Raw genomic sequence first — 16,731 nt, 5'->3', positions numbered from 1 at the left:
TCAGTGCTGTTTGAGGCTGTTCGAGGCTGTTTGAGTCAGTGCCGTTCGAGTCAGCGCTGTTCGAGTGCGAGTTGATCCGCCCAGGCCGACACGTCGCCGCGTTCCAGAGCGACCGCGAGCAGTTCCGGAAACTTGTCCGGCGTGCACGCAAACGCGGGAATCCCGAGGGCACTCAGCGCCGCTGCATTGTCGTGATCGAACGATGGAGCGCCGTCGTCCGAGAGCGCCAGCAGAACCACAACCTGAACGCCGGCATTCTTCATGGCCGCCATGCGCCGCAGCATCTCGTTCCGAATACCGCCCTCGTAGAGGTCCGAGATCAGAACAAGCATCGACTCGGCAGGACGCGAGATCAGCGACTGGCTGTACGCGATTGCGCGGTTGATGTCCGTGCCCCCACCAAGTTGGGTCCCGAACAGGACGTCGACGGGGTCGGACAGTTTGTCCGTCAGATCGACGACGGCGGTGTCGAAAACCACGAGCGAAGTCTTCAGCGCTTGCATCGACGCCAACACCGCGCCGAACACGGACGCGTAGACGACGCTGGACGCCATCGAACCCGATTGGTCGATCGCCAGGACCACGTCGCGCTGCACAGATTTCGACTTGCGGCCGTATCCGACGAGCCGCTCGGGGACGACGGTTCGATACTCCGGCAGGTAGTGCGACAGATTTGCTCGGATGGTTCGGTCCCAGTCGATGTCACGCAACTTCGGATTCGACGTTCTGGCCGAACGATTGAGTGCCCCGGTCACCGCGGCCTTCGTTTTCTGCGCGATTCGCTCTTCGACCTCCCGAACCACCTTCCCGACGACCATTCGAGCAGTGGCCTTGCTGGCCTCCGGCATGACCTGGTTGAGGCTCAGCAGCGTCCCGACCAGATGTACATCGGGCTCGACGGCATCGAGCAGTTCCGGTTCGAGCAGCAACTGCGCCAAACCCAGTCGGTCGATTGCATCCTTCTGCATCACCTGCACCACCGTGCTGGGAAAGTACGTCCGGATATCGCCGAGCCATCTGGCGACGGACGGCGCCGACGCCCCCAATCCGGCTGAGCGGCGGCGCCCCTTGGTCGGGCCGGACGAGTCGTAGAGCGCTGCGAGAGCTGCATCCATTCGACTGTCGCCCGGTTGGCCCAGCCCTCCCGTCGATTCTTCGGCGGATTCCCCGAGCATCAATCTCCAGCGCCGAAGGCGCTGATCGTCGTCGCTCATACGCGCGCTCCCAGTATCTCGGCAACGACCGCCATTGCCGCTCGGCCGCGTCGAGTATCGGTCTCCACTGTCGTCTCGACGCGTCGTCCACCTCTGACCGCCTGACCGATCGCTCGACGCTCCCCTGCCTCGAAGGCTCCGAACGTGCGTCGAAGCAACGGAAGCGTGTCGATGAAGTCCTGCTCACGAAGTTGGCGGACCCACGTGTCGATCAGCGTGAGCAACGCTCGATCGTGAACGAGCACAAGCCCTCCGCCGCCGAGAAACCCGTCGACCCACCCGGCTTTGGCGGTCGGCGCGCTGCCCACGGACAGGGCCCGAGACAAGCGCTGGGCTGCAGCGGTTTCCGTGATCGAACCGCTGTCGCGCAGTAGCCGCACCATCCGTCCGACGAGTAAACCGTTGACGTCGTCACGGTCGATCACGCCGGCCATCGCCTGCAGCCACCGTGCGCTCGCATCGCGATCGTCACGGACCATGACTGCCGAGTGAACCTTGTCGAGGTGATCGCGAAACTCCTCGGCGCTGGGATCGTCCAGTCCTGTGACGGCGACTGCGAGGCCGGTGCAGATCCGGATCAACAAGCTGTCGGCGACGTCGATCAACGCCGTCACATCGGTTCCGCGCACATCGCCGTATCGCAGCGTTCGGGTCAGCGTCGGTAGCGCCGCCATCAGATGTGACACGTCATGGTCTAGTGCCGCAACTGTTTTCACACTCTCCAAAACCGCAGACAAAGCTGCCGGGAGGTTTGCGAGCAGTGAGTTCTCCAGTAGTCCGATCAGTGACGCGAGAGTGATGTCCGGCTCGTTGATCTTCGAGACGACACGTGATGCCGCCGCTGCGGCCACCGTCGTACCCCACAGCGACGCCTCGATCACCGAGACCGAGAATTCGGGCTTCCATTGCAGCGCCCAAGTCTCTCGGAAAGTTCCGGTGGAACGGACCTCACTGTCGGCCGGGGTTCCCCAATCGATCTCGAGGATCCCCAGTCGGTGCAGGAACTGGGAACGCTCGACGTCGATATCGCGTCGCAGGTCCAGATCGAGAGCCTTTGCTCCCGCTTGTTGTTTGAGCCGCAAAGTCTTCGAACGTGCTCGCAGGTCTGCTTCGAGCGGAACCGTCGGAGTTTCTTCGGGCACCGCACCCAGGGCTTCGCCCACAACGAGTCTTCGTGTGATCAGATCCAGAAGAACGTCGTTTCCGTCGCACATCACCGACCTCGTAGCCTCGGTAACTTCCGACAATCCGGCCAGCGGGCGAGAACGCAGTGCAGCCAACGTATCTGCCAATCGGACAGCTTCGATGACGTGAGCACTCGAGATGGGAAGGTCCTCGTCCCTGAGCACCCTCGCAACTTTGGTGAGCCACCGCGTGATCGTCTTGTCGTTCGCGGTGAACAGATGGTGATACCAGCCCGGCGAGGTGATTCCAGCTCCGTAACCCGATGCCGACGCCAGGCGTGAATGTGTCCAGGGAACCCAGGTCAGCGAGGTCTTGACCTTGGACATCCCCTTGAGAATGCGGGCGTCGGGTGCCGCAGGCCCCAAGGCTCCGACCAACGCCGGCGCGTGCCAGGCACCGCAGACGACCGCTACCCGCTCGGCGCCATCCTTCAACGTCTTTCGCAGCACCTGCCGCATATATGCTTCGCGATGCGCTGTCTCCTCGTCGATCGGCACCGTCTCACGCAGCGCCTCCATCGCCTCGGTGATCGCATCGAAAGAATCTGCGCCCGAACTTGATTCGATCACCGAATCCCACCAGCGTTCGGTGTCGTCGAAACCCGCGGCCGCGGCCAGTTCAGACAGAGGATCGCCCTCGCGGACAGTACGAATCCCCTGATCCGCCAACACGTTGAACGCGGGCAGATCGCAGAATCTTGCCTGCACACCGTTCTTCGCAGCCCACTGCAGCGCTTGCCATTCAGGTGAGAACACCGCAAACGGCCAGAAGGCCGCCTTCGACGGTTCGCCAGTGGCGTACGCGAGCAACGCAATCGGCGGTTCCATCGACTCCGATGCCGCCAGCATCACCAACGGGTCTGCATCCGAAGGACCTTCGATCAGGACCACGTCGGGGGAAAACTCGTCCAGGCCCTGCCGAACCGAACGAGCAGATCCCGGGCCGTGGTGACGGATACCGAAGACCCGGACACGCAGGTCCGGAATCACGATGGTCACCCGGTGACCTCGCGGCACGCCCGGTAGAAGTCGGACCACTCGCCGCGTTCACGCACTACTGCCTCGAGGTACTCGTTCCACACAACCTTGTCTGCGACCGGATCCTTGATCACCGAACCCAGGATTCCGGCAGCGACGTCGGATGCCCGCAGTACGCCGTCCCCGAAATGCGCAGACAACGCCAAACCGTTGGTGACCACCGAGATCGCCTCCGCCGTCGACAGAGTTCCGGACGGGGACTTCAACTTGGTGCGGCCGTCGGTGGTCGTGCCTGATCGCAGTTCCCGGAACACGGTGACGACCCGGCGAATTTCCTCGGCTGCTGCGGGGGTTGTCGGCAATTCCAGTGCTGCGCCCAACTGTTCGACTCGGCGTGCCACGATAGCCACCTCGTCCTCCTCGCTGGCCGGCAACGGGAGAACAACTGTGTTGAACCGTCGACGCAGTGCGGACGACAGATCGTTGACACCGCGATCGCGATCGTTGGCGGTAGCGATCAGATTGAAGCCCTTGGCTGCCTGCACCTCGATGCCCAGTTCCGGCACCGGCAACGTCTTCTCGGAGAGAATGGTGATGAGGGCGTCCTGCACGTCGGCCGGAATACGCGTCAGCTCTTCGACGCGGGCGATCTTCCCGGTTTCCATCGCGGTCATCACAGGTGACGGCACCAGCGCACCGGCGGTCGGCCCCTCCGAGAGAAGGCGTGCGTAGTTCCAGCCGTAGCGGATAGCTTCCTCGGGCGTACCCGACGTGCCTTGAACCAGGAGCGTCGACGCACCCGAGATTGCAGCCGAAAGGTGTTCGGAGACCCAGGTCTTGGCTGTACCCGGCACGCCCAACAGCAGTAGCGCCCGGTCGGTGGCAAGAGTTGCGACGGCCACTTCCATCAACCGCCGTGGACCGACGTACTTCGGTGAAATGACCGTTCCTTCGTCGAGAGTGCCACCCAACAGATACGTCACCACGGCCCAGGGCGACAAGTTCCACGACGGTGGACGCGGGCGGGTGTCCTGCGCGGCCAGTGCTTCGAGTTCGAGTGCGTACTCCTGCTCTGCGTGGGGCCGCATCAGCTTTGCCGGTTCTGTGGTGGGCACGGTTGCGCTGTCAGTCATGTGAGCTCCTCGAGCAGGGTCTTGCGGTGGGTGATGGCGCTGGCAGTTCTGGCGAAGGTCTGCCGCCAGTCCGGGTCACGTGCACGTTCCGCAGCCCGATCGAGCAAAGTTACTGCGCTGTAGGGAAATCGACTCTCGGCTAGGCGTAGCGATGCGCTGTATTTGTAGCGCGAGAATTCGCCGGCCTTGGCGCCCCCATCGGCACGTCTGGCCGCAACTCGTTCCCACTGGGCCACGACTGCCCGGGTGATGTCGTCTGGCCATGGACCTCGCAGAGCGTCGTAGATCGCTGCCCTGCCCGGGTGCAGAACATTGGCGTCGCCGTTTCCAGACCTCAACAGGTCAGCCAGCGCCTTGGCCGGCACCAACGGGAGTAGGCGTCGATCGGTGGCCGTGCCGCGCGTGCGAAAGAGTTCCAGCGCCCATTCCGCATTGTTCTGCGCGGCTGCAGCGGTGGACCAAGCGTCGTGAAGGATCGGCTCCCAGCCTTCGTCAACGCTCACCCCCAAGACCTTGCCGGGTTCACCGATCATATTGTTCCACAAAGACAACGGCGCAGAACTGATCGCCTGACGCACGTACTCAGCACGATAGTCGGTGTGTGGATTCGGCCGATCTTCGATGCCGTCTCGCCTCGCCGCCGCATCGACTTCCTCAGGCGGCAAGATGACCAACGTGGATCGAAGCAGTTTCCGCTCCACCCGCGCCCATTTCTGAACCCGCGCGGCCATTCGCTCCCCGAACTCCGATTCGGGAATACGTCCGAGCACCTCCACTGCTGCGCGTCGCACGTCCTTGCGACGGTCGTCGAGGGCTTCCTCCAACAATGGTTGATCGTCGGCGCTCGATCCGATTGCCAGAGTCGAGACAAATGCAGCCTTCTGTTCGCCCCGCTCGGTGCCCCACGATTTTCTGAGTTCGGCCAGTGCCAGCGCGGGATCTGTTCGGCGAGTGTCTATCAGCCACTGCGTGCGCTGGGACGAACTTCCGTGACGCCAGACATCCGGATTTGCATCCCTGGTTCGGACGAGCTTGCTCCACTCGGGGTTTTGCGCGGCTAGCCATCGGCCACGCTCGCCGACGATCTGCAGGATGCTCTCCCGGTGAGCTTCGCTCGCACGTGCAAAGGAAAGCAACTCGGCGACCAGATGATCAGGCGCACGGTAGTTGCGCTCCAACGCGACTGCGAACCACTCGTCGAGCAAGGTCGCCTTGGCCGCGAGCATCGACAGCAGGTGCGCCGATGAGGATTCCGGCAGCGTGAATCGCACATCGTCTGGAGCAGGTGTCGGCACGGCCGCCGTGGTGGAGCCCGCACCGCCACGGCGGTACGCCCTCTCCACCGCTGCTGCTGCCAGAAGCATCTCGGCAGGATCGCCGTCGAGTTCGCGGGCATGGCCTCGCACTTCGGCCGGCAGCTCCTCGAATGTTGTCGAGGTTCTGGCAGTCCCGAGAAGAGCAGCCGAGATCAAAGTGCTCACAGCACGATCACCTGCCCTCCCGTGAAAACCGAGATCGGAGTAAGAGCCAGCGCATTCCACGTTCCGCAGACCGTGACCGGGTAACCGCCGGAAATACCGAGCAACTTCCACAGAAGATCCGAATCACCTTCTGCCCGAAGCGCTGTGCCCGATTCGTCGACGAGAAACCAGGAACCGTCGACGAACGACGGGACCACCGAACTGATCACTGCCGGCCACGAGCGCAACCAGGGATCTGCGGCGAGGGCATCGGTAAACTGCTGCAACGCAGCGTCGATGCTTCCGAACGGCATGGTTGTGAAGGGCTCCGGTTCACCGTGCGTTGCCCCCATCCGCGCCCGCAATGCCGCGGCACCGGGATAGAAATGAACATCGGCATTGAGCAGAAACCCGACTGGCGGCGTTTCGGTGGCAAAATTGGGTGACCCGTGGGAGAAGTCGAGCAGCATGGCCCACCGTTTCGAATTCCTGCCGAGCATCCACACGGTTCGGGTGAACAGTCGCTTCTCCTCGGTGATCCCGGAACCGAGAATCATCCAGTTCTCTTTCACCGGAATCGATTCCATCACACTCTCGGTTGAGACGGGATAGCCGACGTGCGCTTTCACCGAATGGGCAAGATCTTCCGGCAACTCGGACAGCTTCTGATGCGCAGCGACCAGCAGGTGCAACCGAGCCAACTCGTCGAGGACCTTCTCGGGCCAGTTCTCCGTAGACGCAACGATTCCCGCCAATGCTCGAAGCGCGCCTGCAATACCGGGCGCCTGAGCATCCACCATGCGAGCGGCTACCGCGTCGAAGCCCGCCCAGGACGTGTCCATCGCCGCCAGACCACCGCGGATCTGATCGGTGATCCACAGGTCCAATTCGACGAGCCCGCTCGCAACGCGGTCGGCGCGCTTCTGCGCTGTCGCCGGGTCGGGAGACTTCTTGGGCGCCTCGTCGCCGCTTTCGCCGGTGTTCTCGGTCTTCTCCTCGCGGCGCGACAACCACTCTGCCGCGAAGTCGGCGGGCTCGTCCGCCGACGGCACACGCCCTTCCGACCATTCCACCAGCAGCCCCAGAGCATGTTTGCACGGAAACTTTCGACTGGGGCACGAGCACTTGTATGCAGGGCCCCGCAGGTCAACCACTGCTTGATACGGCTTCGAGCCGCTGCCCTGACACAGCCCCCAGAGCGCGAGACCGCTACTGCCGGCATGGCTCCACGAACCAGCCAACTTACGCGCAGCGGCCAGCGATGCGGCGTCGGGAGCTACCGACGCCACCTGCCCAGCTGTCCACGGCGAAGTCACTCGACCACAGTATGACAACCCGCTGACATCGCAGAGTCAGGTCGATCCTTTAGTGAATCAGCTCTTGACTCGAACGCATGTTCGAGTATTGTTGGGGGTGGGGATCGGGGGATTCAATGAGTGTTCTGTTGTCGGATGTGGTCTCGGGTTCTGCGGTGGGGTTGCGCGGACGCATGTGGCGGTTGACGGCTTCTGAGTTGCGTGCTGCTGCGGTGTCGGCGAGTGCGGAGATTCTTCGTCTCGAGGCTGTGCGTGTGGCAGTGGTCGACGAGTTGTCGATGCGTCCCGATGATCAGGTGATCGCCAGCCGCGGTGTCGGTTCGTGGTTGGCGGCCAACACGATGCTGCAAATCCGGGACGGGAAGAAGATCGCCGCCCTCGGTGCAGCGCTACGACCGTTTCCCGCGGTGGCTGCCCGGTTCGACGTCGGGGACTGCTCCTTCGAGCACGCCGTGTTGATCGTGGCGTTCGGCGAATCCCCGCCGAAGGGCATGCCGGAGGAGGCGCTCCCTCGCTGTATCGATTTGTTGTTGGCTGCCGCGTCCGGGGTGGAGGCGACGACCACGAAAGTGCGGAGTGTTATCGCGACCTTGGAGCGAGTGTTCGAATCCGATGAGATTCCGCCTGCCGAAGATGTCGACCGGAACGAGTTGCGGATCGCGTCGACGTTGAACGGCCGGGTGGTGGTGCGCGGCGATTTCGATGCCCTCACCGGGGAAATGTTGTTGTCGGCGTTGTCGAATCTGACGATGCCCACCCCGGCACCCGATGGAACCCCGGACGCCCGGTCCGCAGCGAAACGCACGGCGGACGGGTTCACCGAACTGATCCGCCGGTACTTGGACTGCGCCAAGACCGGTTTCGATGGTGGGCAGCGTCCGCACGTGAACGTGCACATCAACGCCCGTGATCTGGCGGAGCACCGTGACTGCGCCGCAACACCCGCTGCTCCTGATGGTGAAACGGCTGTATCGGATCTCGATGTCGGGCACATGCCCTGGCTCGGACCACTCTCGGTGTCGCAGACCAGGCTTCTCGGGTGTGATTGTTTCCTGTCCACGGTGCTGCTCGACGATCACGGGGCGCCCTTGGATGCGAAACCCGGAAAGAGGTTGGTCACCGCCGAACAGCGAGTGGCGTTGATCGCCCGAGACAAAGGCTGCGCATTCCCCGGCTGCACATGCGTGCCCGCCTGGACGGATGCACACCATATTCGGCACTGGGCCAACGGCGGGCCGACCGTGATGAACAACCTTGTCCTGCTGTGCCGTTCGCATCATCGGTTGATGCACCGCAAATCCGGGTTCGTCGGGAAATGGGAGATTCGCATAGGCACCGACAACAAACCCTGGTTCATCCCACCACCCTCGATCGACCCGCAGCAGCACCCACGGCCCGCGAACACCACATTCAAAACCTGAGGACGAACCTCAGGCACAACAGAACACGGCCAGGCTCCGCATCGGACATCAGAACCCGATACGGAGCCCACAGGCCGTGTCGCATCCACGGCTCACGAGGTTTTAGCGGGGCGCAGGACCGATCTACCCAACAACTCACAAACCTGCAGGGCCAGAGCGAGATCCAACTTGTCTCGGCCGGCAGCGACTGGATCTCCGAGCGCCTTGTTGATGCGATACTTCACTGTATTCCGGTGCAGATTCATGTGATTGGCAGTGTGCAGATGACTTTCTCCGTGGGCGAAGTACACGCTCAACGTCGTCCGCAAGGATGCAGCAGAAGGCGTATCGTCCGCCAACGGGCCTAGCACCTCCCAGACCCATGACTTCGTAGAATCGATGTTCTCGGACAGAAGTGAAACCACAGCGACGCCGCGGTCCCCGAAGCTCACCACCGGCCGTTGCGGCGTATCCGGCACGGCAGCAACCGAATAGGCGGCGGTTGCCTGTTCGTGAGATCGCTTGAAACCTTCGACCCCTGACCCTGGCAGTCCGATTGCCACCCGCGCTCCGCCGTCCAACGGCACTGCCGCAGCGAGAACCTCCGGATCCGGCGCAGGCACCCGGCGACCGAACGGCAGCCACGCCCACACCGTGCGTCGATCGATGGCGGTGATGATCGGCGGCTTGTCCGCTCCCGCCGCTGCGCCGAGATCACGTACGAGTCGATCGAGCGTGTTGATGCCCATGACGTCCGCATCCCACGTCGACCAAACCACCAGGGCGACGTGGTTCTGACCCAGGCGGTACCCGGTCTCCGCTTCGAAAGCAGCGGTATCTGCGTTGGTGCCGGACAGGAGGGCGTGGATCGCGGCCGAATGGAGGTTTCCCTGCGCTGCCATCCATCGACTGCGTTCCCGCTCGTACGCGTCGAAGACGTAGAGCGTGATCCAGTCGATGTAGCTGTAGACCACATCCGAAGTGTGTTTCAGGACAGCCAAAGTGAGTCGCGCCGGAATATCCAGTGTGCTGATCTCGTCGTGACAGATCCGCATCAGATCGCCTTGGCCCATGTGGTAGGCCCGAACGAGAGAGTTGGACGGAACGTCCCGCTGCGCCAGACGCAGAGCGTATTCCACTGCGGCAGTGGTCGGTTGGAGATGATCGATCGGAATGTCGTTGGCCAATACGTGGATGATCGTCGTGATGTTTCCCTGCACGCTGGCCTCGAGCATTTCGAGCAATTTGGCGTCTGCATCCAATTGGTCGATTTCGTGAGCCATCATGAAGGCCATCTCACGCGCAATGTCGGCACTGCGCTCGTCGAGTCGTCGGGCCAACTCGGCAACCACCGCAAGCACTTCCGGCTCCGCGGCTGCAGGCACTCGGGCGAGACGCCGCATCGCGCCGGCGCCTCGCTCCTTGTGCGATGGACTACTCACAGAACTTCCGCACCCTTTCGTCGCAGGTACTTCAGAGCCGATTCGGCCGCGTTGTACCCGCACATTCCATGTGCTCCGGCACCCGGCGGGGTCGAGGCCGAGCACAGGTAAGTGCCCGCGATCCCCGTGCTGTACGGATCGACTGCCACGCGCGGACGCAAGACAACCTGCAGTTCGGTGTTGGCACCTCCGATGATGTCGCCGCCTACCTGATTCGGATTGTCTTGTGCCAGGTCAGCTGTACCACTGCTCGTTGTCGCGACGATCTGATCCCGGAATCCTGGCGCAAACCTCTCGATCTGACGAATGATCGCCTCTGTAGCGTCGCCGGCATATCCGTGTGGCACGTGCGCATAGGCGTACAGCGGATGAACGTTCCCGGCGGATCGGGTGGAATCAGCCAGGTATTGCTGACCGAGGAGCACGAACGGCCGATCCGGCATGCGGCCTGAATTCGTCTCACGCTCAGCGGCCACGATTTCGTCGAAACCACCTGCCAGATGGACAGTTCCGGCCCGAGCGCAATCCGGATTGGTCCACGGCACATGACCTTCGATCGCAAAATCGACCTTGAACGCTCCGGGAGCCTGCTTGAACTTTCGATAGGCTCTCGCCACTCGGCCAGGGAGTCGATCGCCCAGGATTTCGAGCGCACCCCCCGGATTGACATCCAGCAGAACAACATCGGCGTCCGGAATCTCGGAGGCCGTGCGAACCCGAATGCCGGTGTCGATCTTGCCGCCGTGATCGAGGAGCATCGCGGCCATGGCGTCGGTGATCGAACGCGAACCTCCCTCGGCAACCGGCCAACCGTAGCGGTGACCAGCAGCAGTGATCATCAATCCCACCGCCGAGGTGGCCGGACGGTTGAGTGGATAGAAGGCGTGCGCGGCAACCCCGCCGAACAGCGCCTTCCCTTTGTCGGTCTTCCACAACTTCGCGGTCACGGTTGCCGGAAGCAGCGCTCGCGGACCGAAAGCTGCGAGCCGCAGCGGATGCCGCGGGACATTGACGATCGGGCGCATCAGGTCGGACGCCAATGCATCGAATCCCGTCGACAAGTCACCGAACATGCGTTGCCATCGAGGTCCGTCCGCGCCGAGTCCCGCCGCCGTCTGCTCCAGCGAGCGGTACAGAACACCGGCGTCCCCGTTGTCGAGCGGATGCGCGCAGTCCACCTCTGCCCATCTCCAGATCAGCCCGTATCGCTCGAGGTCCAGCTTTGACAGGTACGGCGAGCCGATACCCATCGGGTGAAACGCCGAGCAGTGATCGTGAATCAACCCCGGCACGTCGATCGGACCGGAGCGAGTGCCTCCGCCGATCTGGTCGGCGGCCTCGAGCACCTGCACGTCCACACCGCTACGTGCGAGGTGTACCGCGGCAGCGAGCCCATTGGGCCCGCTGCCGACGACTACGGCCTTTGTCACTTACTCACCTCTTGCTCGCTACCGCTGGCCCTCGTACGCATCTTCGGCTCGGAGACAACCTGCGGATCTGTTGCCGCGCGGTCGGCCCGTACGTCCAGTGTCCACTGAACGTCGAACGGAATGGGCCCGTTCGGCAACCACGGCTGTTCGGCAACTGCGTCGGCGACCTTGAAAGTACCCCGTTCGATGACGCCGAGAGCGGCGTCGATCACCTGGTACTCCTGCGTTCCCTTGTGGATGGGCTGCGATTCGATCCAGGTCACCAGGAACTCGCCGGGCGCGAAATTGCAGCGACGCTGAATGGCGGCAATCAACTTCGCGTCGTGCAGGTGCCCGTCACCGAAGTTGAAGGCGACGATGGAGTTGCACATGAACTCGGCTTCCCGCAGCGAGTACGTGTTGATGTCGTCGCCGAGGTGCCTGATCATCAGTGAGAACAGTGCACGCCCCTGGCTGTGCATGGAACGCCAACCCAACAGCTGATGCAGAACGACATCGGACACATCTTCGGGGTACATCGTCATCAACTGATTACGCGTATCCGGCGACGGACGCTTGATGTACTGGTCGATCTTCGCTTCGGCGCCCGGCGCGAATGCCCACGTCGCAGATGCCCAGTTGCCGGCGTACTGACGCATCGACGGCAGGAACGACACCAGATCGGGTCGAAGGTTTCCGAGAATGGGGAAGAAGGCAAGGGCTGCAATAATTCCCGCTGTGATCCAGGGTGAAGACATGGCGCCGAGGCCGTAGCCGTCCCACGCCGGAAAGCCCAGGAACAGGAAGACCGAGGCGTAAGCGAACAGAAGATTCCATTCCAGCGGAACGGCCAGCGGGAAGGTCGACGCGATGAAGAGATGGAATCCGACCATGAGGATCACCGCAAGGATGGTGAGTGTCTTGTTCGTCGAGAACAGCAGTATCAGCGGGGTGACGATCTCGACCATCGTTCCGGCCACGTGTGCGACCCCGCCGCCGAGGTGCGAGGGCCGCAGATCCTCCGGGAAATTCCGGTAGTGCGCACGCTTGATCTTCTTCGACGGGATCCACGGCGTATTGCTGAGCATCGGGGGGACCACCAGCGAGAAGTGACGGCCGAACTTCGAGACACCGGCACCGATCCACACCATGACGATCAGCAGTTTGAGCGCCAGAATCATGTCGACGAAGGGCAGGAACGTGAAGAAGAAGATCGCCGGCAGGTACTGCTCACTACGGGCAGCGATGAAGGGCACCTTGTCCCGCAACCCGAGAATCACCACCAGCACGAGGAAGGAGTACAAGACCGTCGGGCGTACCAGTCCGGCATTGTCGGCGATTGCCGAATCGATTCCTGCGGTGTGAACGCCGGGAAGAACCGCGGCAACAAGAAGATTGGCGACTACGGCGACGTAGATGACGACGTCGAACACCGTGCGGGTGTCACCCGAGGTGAGCGGCACCTTGCCCGGCCACGGTGGCAGGCGAATCGTGCCGGGGCGGATCCAGTAGAGAACTCCACCGGTCATCGGTTTGAAGTGGCCGGCCAATGGACCCCAAGACCCTGCCAGGCCCAGGATTTCGAGCATCATGGTCCAGATGATGAGTTTCTGGTAGACGATCGGCTGGTTCCACCATGATCCGATGTCGAACCACGAGAGGCCGGAAGTCAAAGTGGCAACGGCTGTTCCAGCTGCCAGGTAGAGGAACAACAGTTTCATGATGTAGACGGTGTGGACCATCTTCGGTGTACCGAAGCCGTAATCCACCCAGTGCGTGGACATGTCACGCAGACGCTCGAGAAACGGCTTGTCCATGAAGGTTGCCGGATCGACGGGAGGGAAGTTTCCTTCTTTGAATCCCATGATGTGCTCCTGAACTACGGAATGTGGGCATGACGGATCGACTCGACGCACGTCGTCGAGTTGTGCTGGTATTACGGGGAAGGGACTAGTGAGCGGGAGTTGCGCTCAAAGCTCGTCTCATTCCGGGTTTGTCGATCTTGCCCACCGGGTTTCGGGGAAGCGTATCGACGACGTAGATCGCCACTGGCACCTTTACTCGGGTGAGCAAGGCCGTGACATGTTCGAGCAGTTCGCCTTCGGTGACGGGCGCGTCGGGGTAGGCAACGACATAGGCAACTGGCACCTCTCCGTAGACCTGGTGCGGAGCACCGATGACGGCGGCCTCGAGCACGGAAGGATGTGTGGCGAGCGAATTTTCGATCTCTTTGGGGTAGATGTTCTCGCCCCCACGGATGATCATGTCCTTGATGCGATCGACCAGGGTCAGGTAGCCGTCTTCGTCGAGGACCCCGACGTCGCCGGTATGCAACCAACCATCCTTGACGGTCTTCGCGGTCTCCTCCGGCTTGCCCAGATAGCCACGCATCACGTTGCCGCCCTTGATGACCACCTCTCCGGCAGTTCCGACGGGAGCAAAGGTTCCGTCCTCGGCAAGAATGGCAATCTGCTGGCCGGGCAACGCCGGGCCGACCGTACCGAGTTTGCGCAGGCCCTCCACAGGATTACAGGCCGACGCACAGGTCCCCTCGGTGAGTCCGTAACCCTCCACGATCACGAAACCGAAACGCTGCTCCGCGCGTTCGAGGAGTTCCTTGCTGATCGGCGCCGCACCGCACACGGCAAACCTCAAGGACGACGTGTTGATCGAGGCGTCTTCCGGCTGCGAGGTCAGCATCGCGTAGATTGCCGGCACCGCCGAGAAATACGTGGGGCGAAGCCGCGCAACGTCGTCGAAGAATCTCGAAACCGAGAACTTCCCGGTGACACTCACCTGTCCGCCGACAAGCAAGGGCGTCAGGACGCTGACGCAGATCGCGTTGACATGGAACAACGGCAGAATCAGCAGGCAGTGATCCGCGCCGGTAACACCGATGTTCTTGCCCATCGACGAAGCCATGAACTGCAGGTTGGAATGCGTGAGCATCACTCCCTTGGGCCGTCCGGTGGAGCCGCTGGTGTAGATGAGTAACGCCAGATCGTCTGCTGCAACATCGATTCCGGGTCGGGGATCGGTCGGCGGCACTGTCGCCAGATCGTCGACGACCAACACCGCACGGCCACCCGAGGGCGCATCGGCAGTAGCGGTGATGACCAACTCGGCCCCGGAGTCCGCGATCTGGTAATCCGCTTCGTTCGCGGTGAACATCGGATTGATGGGTGTAGCTGCAGCACCGATGCGCCAGACAGCCATGATCGCGATCAGCAACTCGGCGCGATTGGGCAGCATGATCGCCACCACGTCACCGAGTCCGATTCCGAGTCCGGCCAATTGCGCGGCAACAGCTTCCGTACGCTCTGCGAACTCTTCATACGTGAGTTCGACGTGGTCGTCCCGCAGGCACGGCTTCTTCCCGTACTTCTCCGCAAGATCCCAAGCCAGATATCCGATGTCCGCCACGAGAGTCAGCACCTTTCATTCGTGTGTGACTCAAAACACTATCGGCGTCCTGTGGCCGAAGAAACGGTCTCAGGGGATCAACTTATCCAGGTTCTTTGTTCCCTGAGCACAACGCCGCAAGGGCGGCGAACATCAGATCGAGGGCTGATGCAACACTTCGTGGGCACGTCGGGTCACCACTTCGGAGATCCGGCGCAAGACGGGTGACGACAGTTTCCACTGCTGCCAGTACAGCGGAACGTCGTCCACGAAGTCCGGATCGAATCCGATCAGCACTCCGCCGCGATCGTCTTCGCCGCACTGCAGGTCCGGTATCAACCCCCACCCGTATCCCCGTCTGACGGCGTCCACGAAGTCTGCCGATGACGGAACAAGATGGCGAGGCGGATCTGCCGGTTGGCCGACCTTTTGATCGAGGTACCGATCCTGCAGCAGATCCTTGCGATTGAACACCACCAGCGGCGCCTCCGAAAGAGATTCGGCCGTGACACCATCTGCGAACCAGCGACGGCAGAACTCTGCGCTCGCCATCGGCCGATACCGCATGATGCCCAACCGACTGGAGGTACACCCTTGAATCGGTGACGCAACAGACGTGACAGCAGCCATGACCGAACCGTCGCGCAGCAGTTCGGTGGTGTGGTCTTGATCGTCGAGATGAAAATCGAAACTGACTTCTTGCGTGAACTCCGCGAGGGCCCCGAGAACCCAAGTGGACAGCGAATCGGCATTGACCGCGATCGAGACGCGGGCGAAGGTGTTCGAACCATTTTCCAAACCGAGTTCTCGCACGGTGTCACGCGACAGTGCGTCTATCTGACGGGCAAGACGCAGGACTTCTCTCCCGGAATCGGTGACCTGGATGGGTTTGGTGCGCTGCACCAGGATCCGGCCAACCGCGGTCTCGAGAGCTTTGATTCGTTGGCTGACCGCCGAAGGCGTGATGTGCAGCTTCCGCGCCGCCGCCTCGAAGGTTCCCTCGTCGACCGCGGCGTGCAATGCCCTCAGTTGCTCGAAATCCAACATAATCTGAAGCTACTCTGATGCGTCCTAAGAATCATTAGCTGGACTGAATGATATCTGCGCGGCAGGCTCGACAACATGCTCAGCACCAACGACCCTGCGTCGGCCCTCGTCGGTTTCGGAGTCGGACTGTCATTGATCGTCGCAATCGGCGCCCAGAATGCGTTTGTTCTTCGCCAAGGTCTGACGCGATCGCACGTACTCCCGATCGTCGCAGTGTGCGCGTTGTCAGACGCAATTCTGATCCTTGCAGGCATCAGCGGAATCGGGACCCTCCTCGAACACGCACCGTCGCTGATCACGTTCGTTCGTATCGCCGGTGCGGTCTTCCTCCTCAGCTATGCAATCTTCGCCGCCAAGCGGGCGCTTCGACCCCAGACGCTGGCGCCGGATCAGCACGGCAACGGTTCGAGGCTGGCCGCCGTCACGATGGCATTGGCTCTCACCTGGCTCAATCCACACGTTTACCTCGACACCGTGGTGCTCATGGGTTCAATTGCCAACGGTCGCGGCGAAATCGGACGTTGGTGGTTTGCGGCCGGTGCCATCACCGCGAGTGTGGTCTGGTTCAGCGCCCTCGGTTACGGCGCACGTCTGCTGACGCCGCTTTTTGCGAAACCCAACGCCTGGCGGATTCTCGACGCTCTGATCGCCGTGATGATGGCGGTTCTCGGAATCAGTCTGCTTGTCGAATTGTGACTCGGCTGCACAACCTCGATCCGACACTGCGGGTATCGGGATGGGTTACC

12 protein-coding genes are annotated in these 16,731 nt (G+C 62.1%); 2 read left to right on the top strand and 10 right to left on the bottom strand.

Annotation, left to right across the window (positions count from 1 at the left end; translation table 11 throughout):
* Positions 1 to 50: 50 nt before the first annotated feature.
* From CPI83_RS02355 to CPI83_RS02335, 5 genes are read right to left on the bottom strand one after another with little or no spacing between them, the layout of a single operon-like run.
* Positions 51 to 1,214 carry a VWA domain-containing protein gene (locus CPI83_RS02355; protein WP_097386710.1) on the bottom strand — a complete coding sequence of 388 codons (1,164 nt, stop codon included), beginning with the start codon at positions 1,212 to 1,214 and terminating at the stop codon, positions 51 to 53.
* A complete protein-coding gene (locus CPI83_RS02350) occupies positions 1,211 to 3,397 on the bottom strand; it encodes a DUF5682 family protein (protein ID WP_097386709.1) in 2,187 nt (728 codons plus the stop codon). Before CPI83_RS02350 ends, CPI83_RS02355 begins: the two co-directional genes overlap by 4 nt.
* The gene (locus CPI83_RS02345; protein WP_097386708.1) at positions 3,394 to 4,509 is read right to left on the bottom strand and encodes an AAA family ATPase; all 1,116 of its coding nucleotides are present in this window, start codon (positions 4,507 to 4,509) and stop codon (positions 3,394 to 3,396) included. The genes CPI83_RS02350 and CPI83_RS02345 overlap by 4 nt, the downstream gene beginning before the upstream one ends.
* On the bottom strand, positions 4,506 to 5,990 hold the full coding sequence (locus CPI83_RS02340; protein WP_097386707.1) for a DUF5691 domain-containing protein: 1,485 nt from the start codon (positions 5,988 to 5,990) through the stop codon (positions 4,506 to 4,508). The genes CPI83_RS02345 and CPI83_RS02340 overlap by 4 nt, the downstream gene beginning before the upstream one ends.
* Positions 5,987 to 7,285 (bottom strand): SWIM zinc finger family protein, encoded by a 1,299-nt coding sequence (locus tag CPI83_RS02335; protein ID WP_097386706.1) that lies wholly within the window; start codon positions 7,283 to 7,285, stop codon positions 5,987 to 5,989. Before CPI83_RS02335 ends, CPI83_RS02340 begins: the two co-directional genes overlap by 4 nt.
* Before the next feature lie 116 nt (positions 7,286 to 7,401).
* On the opposite strand from CPI83_RS02335, the gene CPI83_RS02330 reads away from it, so the two are divergent.
* Positions 7,402 to 8,706, top strand: coding sequence for an HNH endonuclease signature motif containing protein (locus tag CPI83_RS02330; protein ID WP_097386705.1), 1,305 nt, complete (start codon positions 7,402 to 7,404; stop codon positions 8,704 to 8,706).
* Positions 8,707 to 8,798: 92 nt separating this feature from the next.
* On the opposite strand, the gene CPI83_RS02325 is transcribed toward CPI83_RS02330, so the two are convergent.
* From CPI83_RS02325 to CPI83_RS02305, 5 genes are all read right to left on the bottom strand, one after another.
* Positions 8,799 to 10,088, bottom strand: coding sequence for a helix-turn-helix domain-containing protein (locus tag CPI83_RS02325; protein WP_019745783.1), 1,290 nt, complete (start codon positions 10,086 to 10,088; stop codon positions 8,799 to 8,801).
* 35 nt (positions 10,089 to 10,123) lie between these two features.
* Positions 10,124 to 11,557, bottom strand: coding sequence for an NAD(P)/FAD-dependent oxidoreductase (locus tag CPI83_RS02320; protein ID WP_097386704.1), 1,434 nt, complete (start codon positions 11,555 to 11,557; stop codon positions 10,124 to 10,126).
* Positions 11,554 to 13,401, bottom strand: a complete 1,848-nt coding sequence (locus tag CPI83_RS02315; protein ID WP_097386703.1) for a DUF3556 domain-containing protein — start codon at positions 13,399 to 13,401, stop codon at positions 11,554 to 11,556. The genes CPI83_RS02320 and CPI83_RS02315 overlap by 4 nt, the downstream gene beginning before the upstream one ends.
* Positions 13,402 to 13,486: 85 nt before the next feature.
* Entirely contained in the window at positions 13,487 to 14,959 is a 1,473-nt protein-coding gene (locus CPI83_RS02310; protein ID WP_097388112.1) for an AMP-binding protein, read from the bottom strand.
* Between the two features lie 132 nt (positions 14,960 to 15,091).
* Positions 15,092 to 15,985: a LysR family transcriptional regulator ArgP gene (locus CPI83_RS02305; protein ID WP_097386702.1), complete on the bottom strand. Its 894-nt coding sequence runs from the start codon at positions 15,983 to 15,985 to the stop codon at positions 15,092 to 15,094.
* A gap of 75 nt (positions 15,986 to 16,060) precedes the next feature.
* Between CPI83_RS02305 and CPI83_RS02300 the strand changes: the two genes are divergently transcribed.
* The gene (locus CPI83_RS02300; RefSeq protein ID WP_020971145.1) at positions 16,061 to 16,681 is read left to right on the top strand and encodes a LysE/ArgO family amino acid transporter; all 621 of its coding nucleotides are present in this window, start codon (positions 16,061 to 16,063) and stop codon (positions 16,679 to 16,681) included.
* The last annotated feature ends 50 nt before the right edge of the window (positions 16,682 to 16,731 follow it).

Origin of the sequence: Rhodococcus sp. H-CA8f, assembly GCF_002501585.1 — a bacterium.
Lineage (GTDB): Bacteria > Actinomycetota > Actinomycetes > Mycobacteriales > Mycobacteriaceae > Rhodococcus_F > Rhodococcus_F erythropolis.
Note: the sequence above shows the minus strand (reverse complement) of the source record. Positions and strands in the feature narration are given on the sequence as shown.

Bases quoted from the DNA above. Each gene is read 5' to 3' on its own strand.
- CPI83_RS02355 (WP_097386710.1), bottom strand. From the start codon at position 1,214: ATGAGCGACGACGATCAGCGCCTTCGGCGCTGGAGATTGATGCTCGGG.
- CPI83_RS02345 (WP_097386708.1), bottom strand. From the start codon at position 4,509: ATGACTGACAGCGCAACCGTGCCCACCACAGAACCGGCAAAGCTGATG.
- CPI83_RS02330 (WP_097386705.1), top strand. From the start codon at position 7,402: ATGAGTGTTCTGTTGTCGGATGTGGTCTCGGGTTCTGCGGTGGGGTTG.
- CPI83_RS02325 (WP_019745783.1), bottom strand. From the start codon at position 10,088: ATGCGGCGTCTCGCCCGAGTGCCTGCAGCCGCGGAGCCGGAAGTGCTT.
- CPI83_RS02315 (WP_097386703.1), bottom strand. From the start codon at position 13,401: ATGGGATTCAAAGAAGGAAACTTCCCTCCCGTCGATCCGGCAACCTTC.
- CPI83_RS02305 (WP_097386702.1), bottom strand. From the start codon at position 15,985: ATGTTGGATTTCGAGCAACTGAGGGCATTGCACGCCGCGGTCGACGAG.
- CPI83_RS02300 (WP_020971145.1), top strand. From the start codon at position 16,061: ATGCTCAGCACCAACGACCCTGCGTCGGCCCTCGTCGGTTTCGGAGTC.